This window comes from Streptomyces sp. NPDC004647 (assembly GCF_040609575.1).
Taxonomy (GTDB): Bacteria; Actinomycetota; Actinomycetes; order Streptomycetales; family Streptomycetaceae; genus Streptomyces.
Genome location: NZ_JBEXKU010000028.1, coordinates 26,003 through 40,554, shown reverse-complemented (window position 1 = coordinate 40,554; position 14,552 = coordinate 26,003). Strand labels below are relative to the sequence as shown.

At 69.7% G+C, this 14,552-nt stretch carries 13 protein-coding genes and 2 pseudogenes; 11 read left to right on the top strand and 4 right to left on the bottom strand.

Annotation, left to right across the window (positions count from 1 at the left end; all coding sequences use genetic code 11):
- The first annotated feature begins 235 nt into the window (after nucleotides 1–235).
- Together ABZW18_RS15015 and ABZW18_RS15010 are read left to right on the top strand one after the other, a co-directional pair.
- Entirely contained in the window at nucleotides 236–1,006 is a 771-nt protein-coding gene (locus ABZW18_RS15015) for a hypothetical protein (protein WP_356187153.1), read from the top strand.
- 150 nt (nucleotides 1,007–1,156) lie between these two features.
- Nucleotides 1,157–1,852, top strand: a complete 696-nt coding sequence (locus ABZW18_RS15010) for a sigma-70 family RNA polymerase sigma factor (protein WP_356187150.1) — start codon at nucleotides 1,157–1,159, stop codon at nucleotides 1,850–1,852.
- A gap of 258 nt (nucleotides 1,853–2,110) precedes the next feature.
- Here the strand turns inward: ABZW18_RS15010 and ABZW18_RS15005 are convergent.
- Together ABZW18_RS15005 and ABZW18_RS15000 are read right to left on the bottom strand one after the other, a co-directional pair.
- Nucleotides 2,111–3,936: pseudogene (locus tag ABZW18_RS15005) on the bottom strand (amino acid transporter).
- 256 nt (nucleotides 3,937–4,192) lie between these two features.
- A complete protein-coding gene (locus tag ABZW18_RS15000) occupies nucleotides 4,193–4,606 on the bottom strand; it encodes an arsenate reductase ArsC (RefSeq protein WP_356187147.1) in 414 nt (137 codons plus the stop codon).
- A 73-nt stretch (nucleotides 4,607–4,679) separates the two neighbouring features.
- On the opposite strand from ABZW18_RS15000, the gene ABZW18_RS14995 reads away from it, so the two are divergent.
- From ABZW18_RS14995 to ABZW18_RS14955, 9 genes and pseudogenes are all read left to right on the top strand, one after another.
- The gene (locus ABZW18_RS14995; RefSeq protein ID WP_356187144.1) at nucleotides 4,680–4,994 is read left to right on the top strand and encodes a metalloregulator ArsR/SmtB family transcription factor; all 315 of its coding nucleotides are present in this window, start codon (nucleotides 4,680–4,682) and stop codon (nucleotides 4,992–4,994) included.
- Complete coding sequence (gene arsB / locus ABZW18_RS14990; protein WP_356187142.1) at nucleotides 4,991–6,097, top strand: ACR3 family arsenite efflux transporter; 1,107 nt, start codon at nucleotides 4,991–4,993, stop codon at nucleotides 6,095–6,097. Before ABZW18_RS14995 ends, arsB begins: the two co-directional genes overlap by 4 nt.
- Nucleotides 6,094–6,225 (top strand): annotated as a pseudogene (locus ABZW18_RS14985) (FAD/NAD(P)-binding protein); the annotation flags it as partial. The gene arsB and the pseudogene ABZW18_RS14985, both read left to right, overlap by 4 nt.
- Nucleotides 6,226–6,434: 209 nt before the next feature.
- On the top strand, nucleotides 6,435–8,027 hold the full coding sequence (locus ABZW18_RS14980) for a hypothetical protein (protein WP_356187139.1): 1,593 nt from the start codon (nucleotides 6,435–6,437) through the stop codon (nucleotides 8,025–8,027).
- A 399-nt stretch (nucleotides 8,028–8,426) separates the two neighbouring features.
- Nucleotides 8,427–9,698 carry an APC family permease gene (locus ABZW18_RS14975; protein ID WP_356187137.1) on the top strand — a complete coding sequence of 424 codons (1,272 nt, stop codon included), beginning with the start codon at nucleotides 8,427–8,429 and terminating at the stop codon, nucleotides 9,696–9,698.
- A gap of 139 nt (nucleotides 9,699–9,837) precedes the next feature.
- Complete coding sequence (locus tag ABZW18_RS14970; protein ID WP_356187134.1) at nucleotides 9,838–10,407, top strand: PadR family transcriptional regulator; 570 nt, start codon at nucleotides 9,838–9,840, stop codon at nucleotides 10,405–10,407.
- Nucleotides 10,394–11,212 carry an SGNH/GDSL hydrolase family protein gene (locus ABZW18_RS14965; RefSeq protein WP_356187131.1) on the top strand — a complete coding sequence of 273 codons (819 nt, stop codon included), beginning with the start codon at nucleotides 10,394–10,396 and terminating at the stop codon, nucleotides 11,210–11,212. The genes ABZW18_RS14970 and ABZW18_RS14965 overlap by 14 nt, the downstream gene beginning before the upstream one ends.
- 4 nt (nucleotides 11,213–11,216) lie before the next feature.
- Nucleotides 11,217–11,699 carry a hypothetical protein gene (locus ABZW18_RS14960; protein WP_356187128.1) on the top strand — a complete coding sequence of 161 codons (483 nt, stop codon included), beginning with the start codon at nucleotides 11,217–11,219 and terminating at the stop codon, nucleotides 11,697–11,699.
- Nucleotides 11,650–12,309 (top strand): TetR/AcrR family transcriptional regulator, encoded by a 660-nt coding sequence (locus tag ABZW18_RS14955; protein ID WP_356187125.1) that lies wholly within the window; start codon nucleotides 11,650–11,652, stop codon nucleotides 12,307–12,309. The genes ABZW18_RS14960 and ABZW18_RS14955 overlap by 50 nt, the downstream gene beginning before the upstream one ends.
- A 161-nt stretch (nucleotides 12,310–12,470) precedes the next feature.
- On the opposite strand, the gene ABZW18_RS14950 is transcribed toward ABZW18_RS14955, so the two are convergent.
- Both ABZW18_RS14950 and ABZW18_RS14945 read right to left on the bottom strand, forming a co-directional pair.
- Nucleotides 12,471–13,301, bottom strand: a complete 831-nt coding sequence (locus tag ABZW18_RS14950) for an SDR family oxidoreductase (protein ID WP_356187122.1) — start codon at nucleotides 13,299–13,301, stop codon at nucleotides 12,471–12,473.
- Nucleotides 13,294–13,941 (bottom strand): carboxymuconolactone decarboxylase family protein, encoded by a 648-nt coding sequence (locus ABZW18_RS14945; RefSeq protein WP_356187119.1) that lies wholly within the window; start codon nucleotides 13,939–13,941, stop codon nucleotides 13,294–13,296. The genes ABZW18_RS14950 and ABZW18_RS14945 overlap by 8 nt, the downstream gene beginning before the upstream one ends.
- Between the last annotated feature and the right edge of the window lie 611 nt (nucleotides 13,942–14,552).

The window sequence follows — 14,552 nt, the reverse complement described above, 5'->3', positions numbered from 1 at the left end:
CGGTCGCCCGGCTCCCGCCCGCTTCGGCCGGCGCCGCCCGGGTCTCCTGCTCCGCCCCCACAGTCGTTCTCCATTCCTCGCCATCAGGTTCACCTGGCCAGGAGTCGGCTCGCAGGCCCGCCAAGTTCCCACCACCGTCTGTGGCTTGCATCACATCCACTGGGATGAGTGGCGTTGGAGAGGTTTCCGTACCCGCCGGTGAAGAGCGCGGAGCGAATGCGAGGATGAGGCCGCCATGGATGCAGGGTGGGGGTGTCGCGCGGTACGGGCTGCGGTGTTCGCGGCCGTCTGCGTGCTGCTCGCTGCCCTCGGCCACGTGATGATGTCCGGAGCCGGCGTCCCGTGGTGGGCCCTGGCGACCGGGGCATTGGCGACGGTCGCCACGGCATGGTGCCTGACCGGCCGCGAACGCGGCCGGCTCCCCGTCGTCTCGATCGTGGTGGCCGTCCAGGCCGCACTGCACTCCGCGTTCTCCCTGGCCCAGGCCGCGGTCCGGCCCGTGCTCCCGGACAGTGCCTCCTTCGCCCAGCAGTGGGCGCACTACGTGCTGTGCGGGGCATCGGACACCGCCTCCCTTTCCTCAACCCGGGCACAGAGCATGGCGGCCACGGCCGGAATCGGCAGCCGGCTGCACGAGCCCGGCATGGACCACGCGTCCATGAACGGCCGGGGCGGGCACGCCCTGCAGGCCGCCATGGACGGCACGTCGATGCCCATGGGAGATGGCATGGACGGCATGCCCCCGGCCGGAATGCTGGCGGCGCACCTGCTGGCCGCGCTGCTGTGCGGGCTGTGGCTCGCCCACGGCGAACGGGCCGCCTTCCGCATCCTGCGCGCCTTCACCGGATGGCTCCTCGCACCTTTGCGACTGCTGTTCCGTCTCCCCACACCGCCGCACCGGCCGCGCGTCCGCGGCCGCTATCGAGCGGTCCGCGCGCCGCAGCGGCTCCTGCTTGTTCACGCCATCACCTCTCGGGGCCCGCCTGCCGGGATTGCTGTCATCTGACAGCCGGCTCCCCGACGCCGCGACGGTGACCCCCCATCACGCACCGCGCGCCTCGGGCATCGGCCACGCCACACGGCGCGGCCGTACGACGTACCGGACCCGTCCCCCGCACGGCGCCGGATCCCGGAATTCCGAGAAGGACACCAGGCGATGAACCCTGCCCTGCCCACTCCCCTGCCGCGATGTTCCGATGCGCGGCCGTCACACTCCACGACCGCACGCGACGAAGCCGTGACGGCGTGGGCGCTCGCCGCAGGCAGCGGCGACGCCGACGCCTTCGAACAGTTCGTCCGCGCCCTGCGGCCCGACGTCCGGCGATACGTGGCATATCTGAGCGCTGACCCGCAGGCTGCGGATGACCTGACGCAGGACACGTTCCTGCGGGCACTGGGCAGCTTGCACCGTTTCGAGGGCCGTTCCTCGGCGCGCACCTGGCTGCTGTCCATAGCCCGGCGCGCGGTGGTGGACCGGCTCCGGTACACCGCGGCCCGGCCGCGGCTGTTGGACACGGACGACTGGCAGTCCGCCGCCGAGCAGGCCCAGCCCCAGGACCTGCCTGGATTCGAGGACGGAATCGCGCTCACCGAACTGCTCGCGACGCTTTCGGACGAGCGCCGGGAGGCCTTCGTCCTCACCCAGCTGCTGGGAATGCCGTACGCCGAGGCGGCGTCGGCCAGCGGGTGCCCGGTGGGCACAGTGCGCTCCCGGGTGGCTCGCGCCCGTACCTCCCTGATCGGACTGCTGCGGGATGCTGACCGTCCCGCCTCGAACGAGGGCTGCTCGGTGCCGACAGGCGACCCGGCCCCGTACGTTCGGACACCGGCCCTCATGCCTTCCGCAGCCTGATCGGCGGAAGCGCCGCGACGAGGGGCACATGCTGACGAAGCACTCCGCCCATGTGCCCCTCGTCGCGACACCTGCCCCTTCGCAGCGAGAACCGCTACTGCCGCACGGAGACGCTGACGCCGATGGGCTCGGGGAGCGCCCGATGGCAACCGCTGCGCCGACACACCGCCACGCCAAGGCCGTCGCTGAAGAACTTCGGGCACCGGGGGCCGTGGAAAAAGCGCCGCCGCAACTGCCGGCTGTGGCCCACCCCCGGTCTCAGCCGACGTGGACACGGGGGCGACGGGCGCGGTCCGGTTCGGCTTCGCGCAGCACCTCGCGGGTGACCGGTGCGACCTCTCCCTGCCCGAAGAAGAACTTCACGAAGTGGGAAAGAGGGCTGCCCTCGGTCCACTCGAAGTAGATGTGCGGCCGTTGACCCGTCATATCGCGCACATGCGGGAGCAGCGCGGCGAGGGCGTTGGGGATGGTCGAGCTTTCCAGGGTCAGCACGCGGTAGCGCCCATGGAGCACTTCACCGAAAACGCTCAGATCGGACTCGAACTCCGAGGGGTCGCGGACGGTGATTTCGACGAAGATGAGGTCGTCCTCGGGCGGGATGTCGTTGTCGGCCCGGATCTGGTGAAGCTTGTCCCGGTACTCGGCCGCGTCACGGGCTTCGGGCTTGTTCGCGATGAACCGGATCCTCCGGTGGGCGATGTCGCGGACGAAGCGCTCGGCCATGTCGTCCAGGGTCACGCTGGTGACCCGCAGTTCGAATGCCCGTGCCACCCGGGAGAGCAGAGAGACCCCCATGATCCCTGCGATGAAGCAGCCGCCGATCTTCACGCCGTCGGGCCGCTCCACGATATTGGCCCCCGTCGTGTAGAGGAAGACCGCCGAGATCAACCCGAAGGCGGTGGTCCAGCCGCGTTGGCGCGCCCGCCGCGCGGCGATGGTCACGGCGATCGCCGCGGAAGTGATGAGGACGAGGACGCCGGTGGCGTACGCGCCGCCCTGGGCGTCCACGTCGGCCTTGAAGATCCAGGTCACCAGGAAGGCAATGACGATGAAGACCAGCACCATCGGGCGCACGGCTCGTGCCCAGTGCGGGGCCATGCCGTACCGGGGCAGGTAGCGGGGCATCAGGTTGAGCAACCCGGCCATGGCCGAGGCGCCGGCGAACCACAGGATGGCGATGGTGGAGATGTCGTAGATGCTGCCGAAGCCGTTGCCCAGGTATTCGTGGGCCAGATAGGCCAGGGCGCGGCCGTTGGCCTTCCCACCCGGCTCGAACGCGTCCTGCGGGATGAGCAAGGTCGTGATCAGACTGCTGGTGATCAGGAAGACGCTCATGATGACCGCGGCTGTCGTCAGCAGCTGCTTCGTGCCCTTGATCCGCCCGGTGGGCCGCTGCTCGGTGTCCCCCGGCTCTCCCTCGACGTGGGGCATGACCGCCACCCCCCGGTCTCGAACCCGGACAGGCCCAGAGCCAGCTTGGGGAAGACCACCAAGACCACCAAGGCCACGCCCACCATGGCCAGCGGGCTGCCGTGCTCGGCGGTCAGCGCGCCGGACCAGTCGGTGACCACATGCGGCTCGGTCACCACATGCCACAGGCCGACCGCCACGACCACGACGTTCAGCGCCAGGTAGATGCCGACGAGTACGACGGCGATCCCTACAGCCTCGGTGAATCCCTTGAGGAACACCGCCCCCAGGAGGGCGATCAGGATCAGGGTGATGACCACCTGCTGACCGTGCAGGGCGTCGGACAGATGCGGGTTCTCCACCAGGTGGGCGGTGGCGTCTGCCGCGGACAGAGTGATGGTGATCAAGAAGTCGGTCGCGGCGAATCCCAGCAGCGCCAGGACGAACAGCTTGCCCTGCCAGAAGGACAGCAGCCGTTCCAGCATGGCGATCGAGCCCTGGCCGTGGGGGCTCTCCTCCGCCACCCGGCGGTACACCGGCGGTGCACCGACGAGGGTCACCACGACCAGCACCACCGTCGCCACCGGGGACAAGAGCCCCGCCGCCAGCGCGGCGATACCCGGCTGGTACCGGTACGAGGCGACCAGCACCGCGAGCAGCACGGAGATCGCCACGTGACGGGGAGCGTGAAGCCGAGCTCGTGGCCGCCCGCCGCGGCCAGGACCAGGACGATCGCCTCGGGTCCGTATGCCACCGAGGCCATCGCGTCGAGCGTGTGTCCAGGGCTTGCGCGTTCTTGGCGCGAGACGGCGAAATCCTCACGCGTTCTTGACGAGGGCCGTCGGGCGGACCTCTAGGGCGCCCGGTGCCGCTTCAGCGGGCGGCCCGGAACGGATTACGGGACGTTCCGTATGCCGAACTGATCGGCGGTCACTTGGTGCCCTCCGACGCGACCTCGGCGATCAGACCCTCGATCCGCTTCTTGATCTCGTCGCGGATGGGGCGGACAGCCTCGACGCCCTGCCCGGCCGGGTCGTCCAACTGCCAGTCCAGGTAGCGCTTGCCCGGGAAAACGGGGCAGGTGTCGCCGCAGCCCATGGTGATGACCACGTCGGACGCCTGGACCGCGTCGACCGTGAGCACCTTGGGGGTCTCGGCGGCAATGTCGATGCCGACCTCGCGCATGGCCTCGACCGCGGCCGGGTTGACCTGGTCGGCGGGCGCGGAGCCGGCGGAGCGTACCTCCACGCGGTCGCCCGCCAGATGCGTCAGCCAGGCGGCCGCCATCTGGGAACGCCCGGCATTGTGGACACACACGAACAGGACGGAGGGCTTCTCGGACATCGCAGTCTCTCTTGTCTCACGACGAGTGGAACCAGGCTGGCATCAGCCCTAGCTGATGTGAGAATATCAGCCCATGATGACGTCAGTCGACACTGACCTGATCCGGGTTCTCGCGGACCCGCTCAGGCTGCAGATTGTGAGCCTGCTCGCGCACGAGACGCTGTGCACCACACACCTGGTGGAGGAGACCGGCGCCCGCCAGACCAACCTCTCCAACCACCTCCGCGTCCTGCGCGAGGCGGGCGTGGTGGAGACCGAGCCATGCGGCCGGTACACGTACTACAAGCTGCGCCCGGACGTCCTCGACGCCCTCGCGGGCTCCTTCACGGAGCTGGCCGCCACCGCACGAACCACCATCGACCTCGAGAAGAAGAGGCCCTGCGCGTGACCAGTACCGAACCCGCCACCACCACCGCGCCATCCGATCCGGATGGCGCTGCTGTTGTCGCCAAGCTCTCCACACTCGACCGCTTCCTGGCCGTATGGATCCTGCTCGCCATGGCCCTCGGCCTGGGGCTGGGCCGGCTGATCCCGGGCCTGAACGACGCCCTGGCCAAGGTCGAGATCGGCGGCATCTCACTGCCGATCGCGGTCGGCCTGCTGATCATGATGTACCCGGTGCTGGCCAAGGTCCGCTACGACAAGCTCGACGCGGTCACCGGCGACAAGAAGCTCATGGTCTCCTCACTGGTGATCAACTGGATCGTCGGCCCGGCGGTGATGTTCGCCCTCGCCTGGACCTTCCTGCCGGACCTGCCGGAGTACCGCACCGGCCTGATCATCGTCGGCCTCGCCCGCTGCATCGCGATGGTCATCATCTGGAACGACCTCGCCTGCGGCGACCGCGAAGCCGCCGCCGTCCTCGTCGCACTCAACTCGGTTTTCCAGGTCATCGCCTTCGGCCTCCTGGGCTGGCTCTACCTCGACCTGCTGCCCGGATGGCTGGGCCTCGGTGACGGTGAGCACCTCGACATCTCCATGTGGAAGATCGCCCTCAACGTCGTCATCTTCCTCGGCATCCCGCTGCTCGCCGGTTTCCTCACCCGTCGCTTCGGCGAGAAGTCCATGGGCCGCGAGAGCTACGAGCAGAAGTTCCTGCCGAAGATCGGCCCCTTCGCCCTCTACGGCCTGTTGTTCACCATCGTCATCCTCTTCGCCCTCCAGGGGAAGACGATCACCAACCAGCCGCTGGACGTCGCCCGCATCGCGCTGCCGCTGCTGGTGTACTTCGCGCTGATGTGGTTCGGCACCTTCGCGCTCGGCAAGGCCCTCGGCATCGCGTACGACCGCACGGCGACGCTGGCCTTCACCGCGGCGGGCAACAACTTCGAGCTGGCCATCGCCGTCGCCATCGCCACTTTCGGCGTCACCTCCGGCCAGGCCCTCTCCGGCGTCGTCGGCCCGCTGATCGAGGTGCCGGTGCTGGTCGCGCTCGTCTACGTCTCCCTGGCCTGGCGCAAGAAGTTCGCCTCCAACGAGTTGGGGGCATGAACGGCGCCGATCGCAGCGTGCCAGTGGTGGTAGTCGGCGGCGGCCAAGCCGGGCTCGCCACCGGTCGCCGCCTGCGCCGCCTGGGCGTCGAGTTCGTCATCCTCGATGCCCAGGCGCGCCCGGGCGGGCGGCACAGCCGCTGTGAGGACGTACACCAGCGCCGTGAAGACGGCCTGCATGTCACACGGTGCTCCCACCGCCCTGCGAGCGAGCAGCGAACGGCGGCAGCAACGGGGAAACGGGACCCACGGCGGCATGGGTGGTGTCACGGGGAGCGGAAACCTCTTTCGGCCGACACCACCGGGCGCAGTGGTGCGGGGCGTGGCAATTTGGCGACATGGACGTGCAGGAACTACGCCGCCACTCACCGGGCAAACGCGGCCGGAACTTTGTGGCGGTGAGGGCCGTCCTGGCCCTCTGCGTCGGCGGGGCTCTGATTGCGGCGTGCGGGTCGGAGGAGAAGAAGCCTCCAACTCAGGAGTCCGCCAGAGAGGTCCTCAAGGAACGCCTCGTTGCCACCGAGAAACGACTGCCGAGCAATGAGGTGCTACGCACCTTCCAGGAACTCGCCGATGCCATGGCCGCCGCCAGGGACGCCGGCATGAGTCAGGACGCAATGCTCGGGGAGGTGCTCGCCTCACACGTCCGTCAGTGGAAACGGCCTGGGGGCATGGAGGAGTCTCTGGCGAACAACCAGGCGTTGGGCGACCAGGCCCGGGCTGGTCACGTGGTGACGGTCCCGGCTCCCTCCGGACAGAACGACAAGCCGCACGGTGGGGCCGCCGGTACTCGGGCAGCGGGGCTGGGACCGGCAGCCCAACCGACTCCGACCAAGTCACAGGAGGTCGTCGGAATCTTTGGCAATGGGGTCCTCAACACGGATCAGGAAGCCCTCCAGGCCGCAACCGCGCTGGGCGGTGCATTGAATCAAAAAATCGATCAGGCATACAACGTCAGCTCGAAAAACGCCGCTCTCAGTTTCGCCAACGGCCAAGCAATGGGCCGGGTGGTCAGAGATCAGCAGACAATTCCGGAAGTCAAGAACTACGTCGACATGCTGGTCCAGAGACGGGGAGTTCCTGCAGGCGGGACCGCTGAAGCGATCGGCGCGGATGTGTTCCTCAGGAAGTTGCCCGGCCTGCTGTATCAGTACGGGGGGAGCGAGCAGAAGGCCCAGGAGAATACTGCGTACCCCGCCCTGATGGCGCAGGCACGCGCAGCGCTGAAGGCCGGAAAGCCGGTCATCCTTATCAGCCACAGCGAGGGCGGATTTCCGGTCCGACAGGCCAAGACGGACCTGGACAAGGAAATCGCGGAAGCACGCGAAAGGGAAGGCAAATCCCCCGCACCCTCTCCCGTCGGGGCGCTCTACATCGCGCCCCCCTTCGGGAACGAGACCAAGGGGTCTCTGAACCGCGACGACAGCAAATACGTCCTGCTCCGTGGGGATGCCATCAACATCATCAGCCCGTTCCTCAGGTCCACTGTGGACTCGACGGGAAAGCAACCTTCGGCTGATTCACTCGATCCCAGGGACGCCATCACCCTCCACTTGCTGAACACATACCTTCAGGACGGCACCGAATCGCGAGCCCAGATCATCAAGGCCTTCAACGAGCTCAAGGACCATGTTTGCAAGCAGCCGGCCGTGACCGGGCTGAAGAGTCGGCCGGGCCGCCGGCAGGCGTGCCCGGTGCCACCGCCGCCCGGCGAACCGTCCGAGCGCCCCACGGGGCAGCCGCCCGGGGAACCCTCGGAACGCACTCCTGGTGACACGCCGGGGCAGCAGTCGCCCGAAGAAACACCGGAGCAGCCGACCACTGAGCAGCCACCCGAAACGCAGGAGCAGCCAACTCCGGGCGGCACGCCGGAGGAGCCCCCCGGCCAAACTCCGGAGCCGCCCCAGCAACCCCCCGGCCACACCCCGTAGCCACCAGCGCAACCGGGTGCAGCCGTTGGCATGGGAAGACAGGTCCCAGGCGGTTCCGCTCGGGACGGCAGCACCGGTGAACCTCGGTCGGCACTCCTGCATCGACGCCGGGCGGGTAACTGTCTCCAGGCGTCCTTCTCCACGGCGATGCCTTTCTCCCTCAGCTTTTCCAGCGGTCGCGGTGGCGTTGGCCGTAGGCGGCGTTGCGCACTGCCTCCGGTGTCTCGAGACCGGAGCCGAAGGCGCCGCCGACCATGCCCCCCGGCCCTGGCGACGGGACCGTGCCGTCCTGCCGGCCGACGACTGCCCGACACCCTGGCCTTGTATCGTGCGCCCGATACCGCAAACCTGTCATCGCCGCGCGGGGCGAGCCTTCGGCCGCCGCTGAGGAGTTGTGAGATGAGTACCCCGGCCGCGCCTTCGGGCACCGGCGAGTTGAGGCGGCGCCTGGGCGTGTTCGACGCGGTGGTGATCGGCTTGGGATCGATGATCGGGGCGGGGATCTTCGCCGCGCCGGTGCCGGCCGCACGTGCGGCCGGGTCCGGGCTGCTGCTCGGTCTGGCCCTCGCCGCCGTCGTGGCGTACTGCAACGCGACGTCCTCCGCGCGGTTGGCCGCCCGTTACCCCGCCTCCGGCGGCACCTATGTGTACGGCCGCGAGCGCCTCGGCGACTTCTGGGGCTACCTGGCCGGCTGGGGCTTCATCGTCGGCAAGACCGCCTCCTGCGCCGCCATGGCCCTGACCGTCGGCTCGTATGTGTGGCCCGGCCAGACGCACGCGGTGGCGGTCGCCGCGGTGGTGGCGCTGACCGCGGTGAACTACACCGGGGTGCAGAAGGCGGCATGGCTCACGCGGGCGATCGTCGCCCTCGTCCTGGCGGTCCTGGCCGCCGTGACCACCGTCTGCCTGACCGGCGGCACAGCGCAGGGCGCACGGCTGGACATCGGCGCGGACGCCACCGCGGGCGGCGTATTGCAGGCGGCCGGGCTGCTGTTCTTCGCGTTCGCCGGGTACGCGCGCATCGCCACCCTCGGCGAGGAGGTCCGGGACCCGGCCCGCACCATCCCCCGGGCGATTCCGCTCGCACTGGGCATCACCCTGCTGGTGTACGCGGCCGTTGCCGTCACCGTGCTGTCCGTCCTCGGGCCCGACCGGCTCGCCCACGCTTCCGCCCCCCTGGCGGAGGCCGTCCGCGTGGCCGGAGCCCCGGGCCTGGCCCCTGTCGTACAAGTCGGCGCGGCTGTCGCTGCGCTGGGCTCCCTGCTCGCACTCATCCTCGGTGTCTCACGCACCACCCTGGCCATGGCCCGCGACCACCACCTGCCCCGCGCCCTGGCCGCCGTCCACCCCCGCTTCCAGGTCCCGCACCGCGCCGAACTCGCCATCGGCGCGGTCGTCGCCGTCCTCGCTGCCACTGTGGACGTACGCGGAGCGATCGGCTTCTCCTCCTTCGGTGTCCTGGCCTACTACGCCGTCGCCAACGCCGCCGCCCTCACCCTCACCACGGCCGAGAACCGGCCGCCGCGCGCCGTACCACTGTTCGGCCTGGCCGGCTGCCTGGTCCTCGCCTGCGCCCTGCCCCTGGCCTCCGTCGTCTCCGGTGCTGCCGTGATCGGCATCGGAGCTGCCGCCTACGGACTGCGCAACACCCTTACCCACACCGGCCGGTAGTGCCCTCGGAAGGGCATCGCGTACCTTCCAACAGCCGGACCGCAGTTCTCCAGGACCGCTCTCGCATACTCAAGGATATGATTACTCATTTTCTTGAGTATGATGCGGGAGCGGATGTGGATGAGAAGGGGCTGCTGCGATGGCTTTGCGACATGCCGTGCTGGCGGCGCTGCTGGACGGCGAGTACAGCGGATACCAGCTGGCCAAGGCGTTCGATATCGGCGTCGCGAACTTCTGGCACGCGCTCCCCCAGCAGTTGTACGCCGAGCTGACCAAACTGGAGAAGGACGGGCTGGTCACGGGGCGGCAGGTGGTCCAGGAGACCCGGCCCAACAAACGCCTGTTCCGGGTCACCGACGCCGGCCTCGCCGAGCTGGAGCAGTTCGCGGCGACCGCATCGAAGCCCTCGTTCATCCGCGACGACCTGCTCGTCAAGGTCCAGGCCGCCGACCGCGTCGGCATCGAGCCGCTGATCGAACAGCTCGAGGAGCGAGCGGCCGCCGCCGAGGCCAAGGTTGAGCTGTTCGGCAAGCTGCTGCGGCAGATGCGCGGCGAGACGGACGAGGAGGAGTTCCTACGCCGCGGTGAGCGGATCGGGCCGTACCTGACCTGCCTGCGCGGCCTGGCATTCGAGCAGGACAACCGGAACTGGTGCCTGCGGATCGCAGCCATCCTGCGGGAAAGGCGCACGCATCATGCCAGGCGGTGAATACCTGCGCTACGTCGCGGTGGGCGACAGCCAGACCGAAGGACTCGGTGACGGTGACGACACCATCGGCCTGCGAGGTTGGGCCGACCGGCTCGCCGAGCACCTCGCGGCCGTCAACCCCGGTCTCCAGTACGCCAATCTGGCCGTACGAGGACGTGTCGCCGGCCAGGTCCGCGCCGAACAGCTGGGCCCCGCCCTGGCCCTGCACCCCGACCTGGCCACCGTCGTCGCCGGGGTCAACGACCTGATCCGGCCGCGGTTCAACGCGGCAGAGGTGGCCGGGCACCTGGAAGCGATGTTCGCCGCGCTCACGGCCGCAGGCGCCCACGTGGTGACCCTGACTTTCCCCGACGTTGCAAAGATCGCGCCCCTTGCCCGGCCGATCAGGTCCCGCGTGTTCGACCTCAACACCCGTATCCGCACTGCAGCTGCCCGTCACGGAGTCACGGTCGCCGAAACCGCCGGGCATGCCGTCGCCACTGACCCGCGGCTGTGGAGCGCGGACCGGCTCCACGCCGGCCCCCTGGGCCACGAGCGGATCGCGGCAGCCGTCGCCCATGCCCTTCAGCTGCCCGGAAGCGACGACAGCTGGACACTCCCCCTGCCCCCACGGGCGGTCCCCCTCCGCCGGGGAACCGCGGGAGCCGAACTGCGCTGGGCGGCCGCATTCCTCGGCCCCTGGCTCGGACGCCGCCTGCGCGGCGAGTCCTCCGGCGACGGCCGCAGCGCCAAACGCCCCCAGATCCTGCCCCTGAGCACCACTCCTGACCCCCCGGCAGACATCGCTCAACGGGAATCTTCGTAGGGGCATGGTGTACACCCCGAGGGTCGCCACCACGCCAGGGATGACCGAGGCGGTGCGGGAGACCCGCCGCGGCCGCTCCCTGCTCGGCACCGAAGGCAGCGGCTGGGACGTCGGGGAGGCGGTGGCGTTCCTCGCCGGCCGCCGCGCCGGATGGATCACCGGAGTGGTGCTTCCGGTCGATACCGGCTCCACGGCGGGCCGCGAGTTCGCGCCGAACCTGGCCCTGGACCGGGTGCCGGTTTCAGGTAACCAGCAGCTGGAGCACCGCGCAGGGCAGCCGCCCGGACAGGGCCGGTATCCCCGCGTAGGGGTACGCGTGGATTCGGGCACGCGTGGCGTACGGGTATGCGTGCGGGTCGGGTTCGCCGATCCGCGGGCGCCGCAGTCCACCCTGTCGCGGCTGGGCCTGGAGGCACGGATGGCATACTGCGGTTGCGATGAGCGAATCCACCGCGGCGGCCGGACGCCGCCCGACCAGGCGCGATGACCAGCGGGAGACATCCCGGCGCAAGTTGTTGGACGCGGCGCTGGAGATCCTCGCCGAGGAGGGCTACCGCGGCCTGACGGTCAAGCGGGTCGGTGATCGCGCCGGGGTCAGCCGCGGCTTGGTCAACTACCACTTCACCTCCAAGGCCGGACTCGTCGAAGCCGTGGTCACCGACATCCGCGAGGTCTTCGTCGACCAGCTCCGGGCGCTGCCCGGGTACGGCACGATGAGCGGTCTCGAGACCGTGGTTGCCAGGGTCGACCAGTTCTTCGTACGGCTTGCAGAGCCGGAGCCGGGTGTACGGGCGCGTGCCCTGCTGGTGCTTCTCGTCGAGGCGGTCGGCAGTCCCGGCGGGATGAAGAGCACCATGGCCGGTCACCTCAGCCTCGTCCGCACCGCTGTCGAGGACGACATCCGGCGAGGGGTGGCGGACGGGAGCATCCGTCAGGACGCCGACCCCGTCGCGGAAGCGTTCCTGGTGGAGAGCATCGCCCGGGGCGTGCTTCTCCAGTACCAACTGGGCTCGGCGCGTAACCGGCTGGCCGACATCGGGCGGGCCGCGCACACGATGCTGGTCCGCGGACTCTCCCCGGCGCGGGACGCGGACTGAGCCCGTACGGCGGCTGCCCCCCACGCCGGCACCCGACGCTGAAACGGCGCGAGGAAGCGGGCACGGAAAGGGCGCACGCAAACGGCGCATGGAAAGCGCACGGCCACTGGCCGGCACGGAAGAAATCCGTGCGGGCCAGTGGCCATGGTGCTGCCGGGCGGTCAGACAGCGTCGAGTCCGCCGTCCACCACCAGGCTCTGGCCGGTGATGTAGGAGGCTCGGTCGGAGAGCAGGAAGGTGACGGCCTCCGCCACCTCCCACGCGGTGCCCGGGCGGCGCAGCGGGATCCGCGTGAACGAGGCGGTCCTGGATGCCCGCCTCGCCGACGCCTGCCGCCCCATCGGGGTGTCGATCAGTCCCGGGGCGACGAGGTTGGCGCGGATCCCGCGTGCCCCGCCTTCCTTCGCGACATGGCGCGTCAGCCCGAACAGGCCGGCCTTGGAACTGTCGTACGCCGGTGAGTTGGTGGCGGCGCGCAGCCCGGCTGTCGACCCGATGAAGACGATCGCGCCGCCGTCGGCCATCGCCGGGAGCCCGTACTTGGCGGCCAGGAAAGGTGCACGCAGATTGAGGGCGAGCACCCGGTCCCAATCCTCCGGTGACGAGCCCTCCAGCCCGGCGCCGAGGCCGACCCCCACATTCACCACGACCCCATCCAGACCACCCAGTGCGCGTACCGCCTCCGCCACCATGGCGGCCGAGGCTTGCGCATCCGTGGCGTCACTCGCCAAGGCAACGCCGCGAGCACCTTCGGCGGCCACCAGCGCGGCGGTCGCGGTGGCGGCCTCTGCGACGACATCGGCGCAGGCGACGCTCCCGCCTTCACGGGCGGCGAGAACGGAGATCGCCCGGCCGTTGCCGACCGGCGCTGCCGGGTCGTCGTCGGGACGGGTCCCCGCTCCTATCACCAGCACCTTGCGTCCGGCCAGGCGGCGGTCGACCGTACGCCCCGGCTTCCGTCCCTCCGCGGCAGGCTCTCCCGACTCACCCATGCTTGCGAGCTCCCCCTTCGAACCCCCCGCCTGCGAAGCCGGGGTCCAGCTCCACACCGGCGGAGTTCAGGAAGAACGCCACCATGTGGTACTGCCCGACGAGCATGGTGATCTCGATCAGGTCCTTCTCGTCGAAGTGGGCGGCGAGGAAGTCCCAGGTGGCGTCGGACAGCCGGGCGTCGCAGTGCAGCTCGTCCGCGGCTCGCAGCAGATTGCGCTCGAGGTCCGGCCATCCCTCGGCGTCCGGGCCCAGCGGAATGCGCTCGATTTCGGCATCCGTGACGCCCGCGGCCCTCGCCAACGGGGTGTGACGGCCCCATTCGTACGAGGCGGACGTGTTGAACGAGGTCCGCAGGATCAGCAGCTCACGGACCCTCCCCGGCAGCCGTCCCGTACGGAGCAGCCGACCGCCGAAGGGCATGAACTTCTCGTACAGGTCGGGGTGGCGAACCAGGGTAGTGAAGACGTTGGGGACCCGGCCTCCCGGGTCCCGCGTGGCACGGGCCATCAGTTCGCGCGTCCTCGTATCCCAGCGATCTTCGGACAGCGGCAGGAGCCGGGGGCGGGCGGCACCGTCGCGGTCGTGGCCGCTTTCGCTGGTGCCGTCGGTGCTGTGTGTTGCCAGAACTCTTTCGGACATGGAAACCTCCCGGCGCCCACAATAGAAACTGGCTGAACGCATAGCAAGGGAAGGAGGGGGCCGGGCTGGTGCCTGAGGACCTGCTGCTGAACCTTGGCGCTGGTGATGGCGATGACCGGGCGCTCGACGTACTGCGGCGACCTCGATGGCAGCGGTGCCGAGCTCCTCCGCAGGCGATAGGGCAACGACCGGGGGGTGGGGACCACCGCCATGCCCGGAGCAGCCGTCTCGAACGCTCCGTTGCCTTGACCTCGGCGTCAAGGTCTAGCGTCCCCGCCATGCGCATGGCGGTTACGCGGCCGGGATCTTCCTGCTGGAGCCGCTCGGTGATCGGTTCCAGCACCCGTTGATCGTCACCCTGCTCGGCCCTCACCGGCCTGGGACTGCTCGCCGCGGGCGCTGCGCCGGGGCTTTCGTCCCTCATCGGGATGCCCCGGCCCATAGTCGGACGATGAACGGCCAAGGGGGTGTCGCGCCCGGCGGATCCGGCGTGAGCCATCCACGCGCGACCACGGGGAGCGTACGTCAACTGCTTCGCACCGCCGACGCGTTGCGGAGCAACGTGGACCTTGTCAGCGCGCGACGGGAAGCGTTTGGTAGCGGCTGCCCGC

Excerpts from the sequence above, each read along its gene's own strand:
- ABZW18_RS15015 (WP_356187153.1), top strand. The coding sequence starts at position 236 with ATGGATGCAGGGTGGGGGTGTCGCGCGGTACGGGCTGCGGTGTTCGCG.
- ABZW18_RS15010 (WP_356187150.1), top strand. The coding sequence starts at position 1,157 with ATGAACCCTGCCCTGCCCACTCCCCTGCCGCGATGTTCCGATGCGCGG.
- ABZW18_RS15000 (WP_356187147.1), bottom strand. The coding sequence starts at position 4,606 with ATGTCCGAGAAGCCCTCCGTCCTGTTCGTGTGTGTCCACAATGCCGGG.
- ABZW18_RS14995 (WP_356187144.1), top strand. The coding sequence starts at position 4,680 with ATGATGACGTCAGTCGACACTGACCTGATCCGGGTTCTCGCGGACCCG.
- ABZW18_RS14980 (WP_356187139.1), top strand. The coding sequence starts at position 6,435 with ATGGACGTGCAGGAACTACGCCGCCACTCACCGGGCAAACGCGGCCGG.
- ABZW18_RS14975 (WP_356187137.1), top strand. The coding sequence starts at position 8,427 with ATGAGTACCCCGGCCGCGCCTTCGGGCACCGGCGAGTTGAGGCGGCGC.
- ABZW18_RS14970 (WP_356187134.1), top strand. The coding sequence starts at position 9,838 with ATGGCTTTGCGACATGCCGTGCTGGCGGCGCTGCTGGACGGCGAGTAC.
- ABZW18_RS14965 (WP_356187131.1), top strand. The coding sequence starts at position 10,394 with ATGCCAGGCGGTGAATACCTGCGCTACGTCGCGGTGGGCGACAGCCAG.
- ABZW18_RS14960 (WP_356187128.1), top strand. The coding sequence starts at position 11,217 with ATGGTGTACACCCCGAGGGTCGCCACCACGCCAGGGATGACCGAGGCG.
- ABZW18_RS14955 (WP_356187125.1), top strand. The coding sequence starts at position 11,650 with ATGAGCGAATCCACCGCGGCGGCCGGACGCCGCCCGACCAGGCGCGAT.
- ABZW18_RS14950 (WP_356187122.1), bottom strand. The coding sequence starts at position 13,301 with ATGGGTGAGTCGGGAGAGCCTGCCGCGGAGGGACGGAAGCCGGGGCGT.
- ABZW18_RS14945 (WP_356187119.1), bottom strand. The coding sequence starts at position 13,941 with ATGTCCGAAAGAGTTCTGGCAACACACAGCACCGACGGCACCAGCGAA.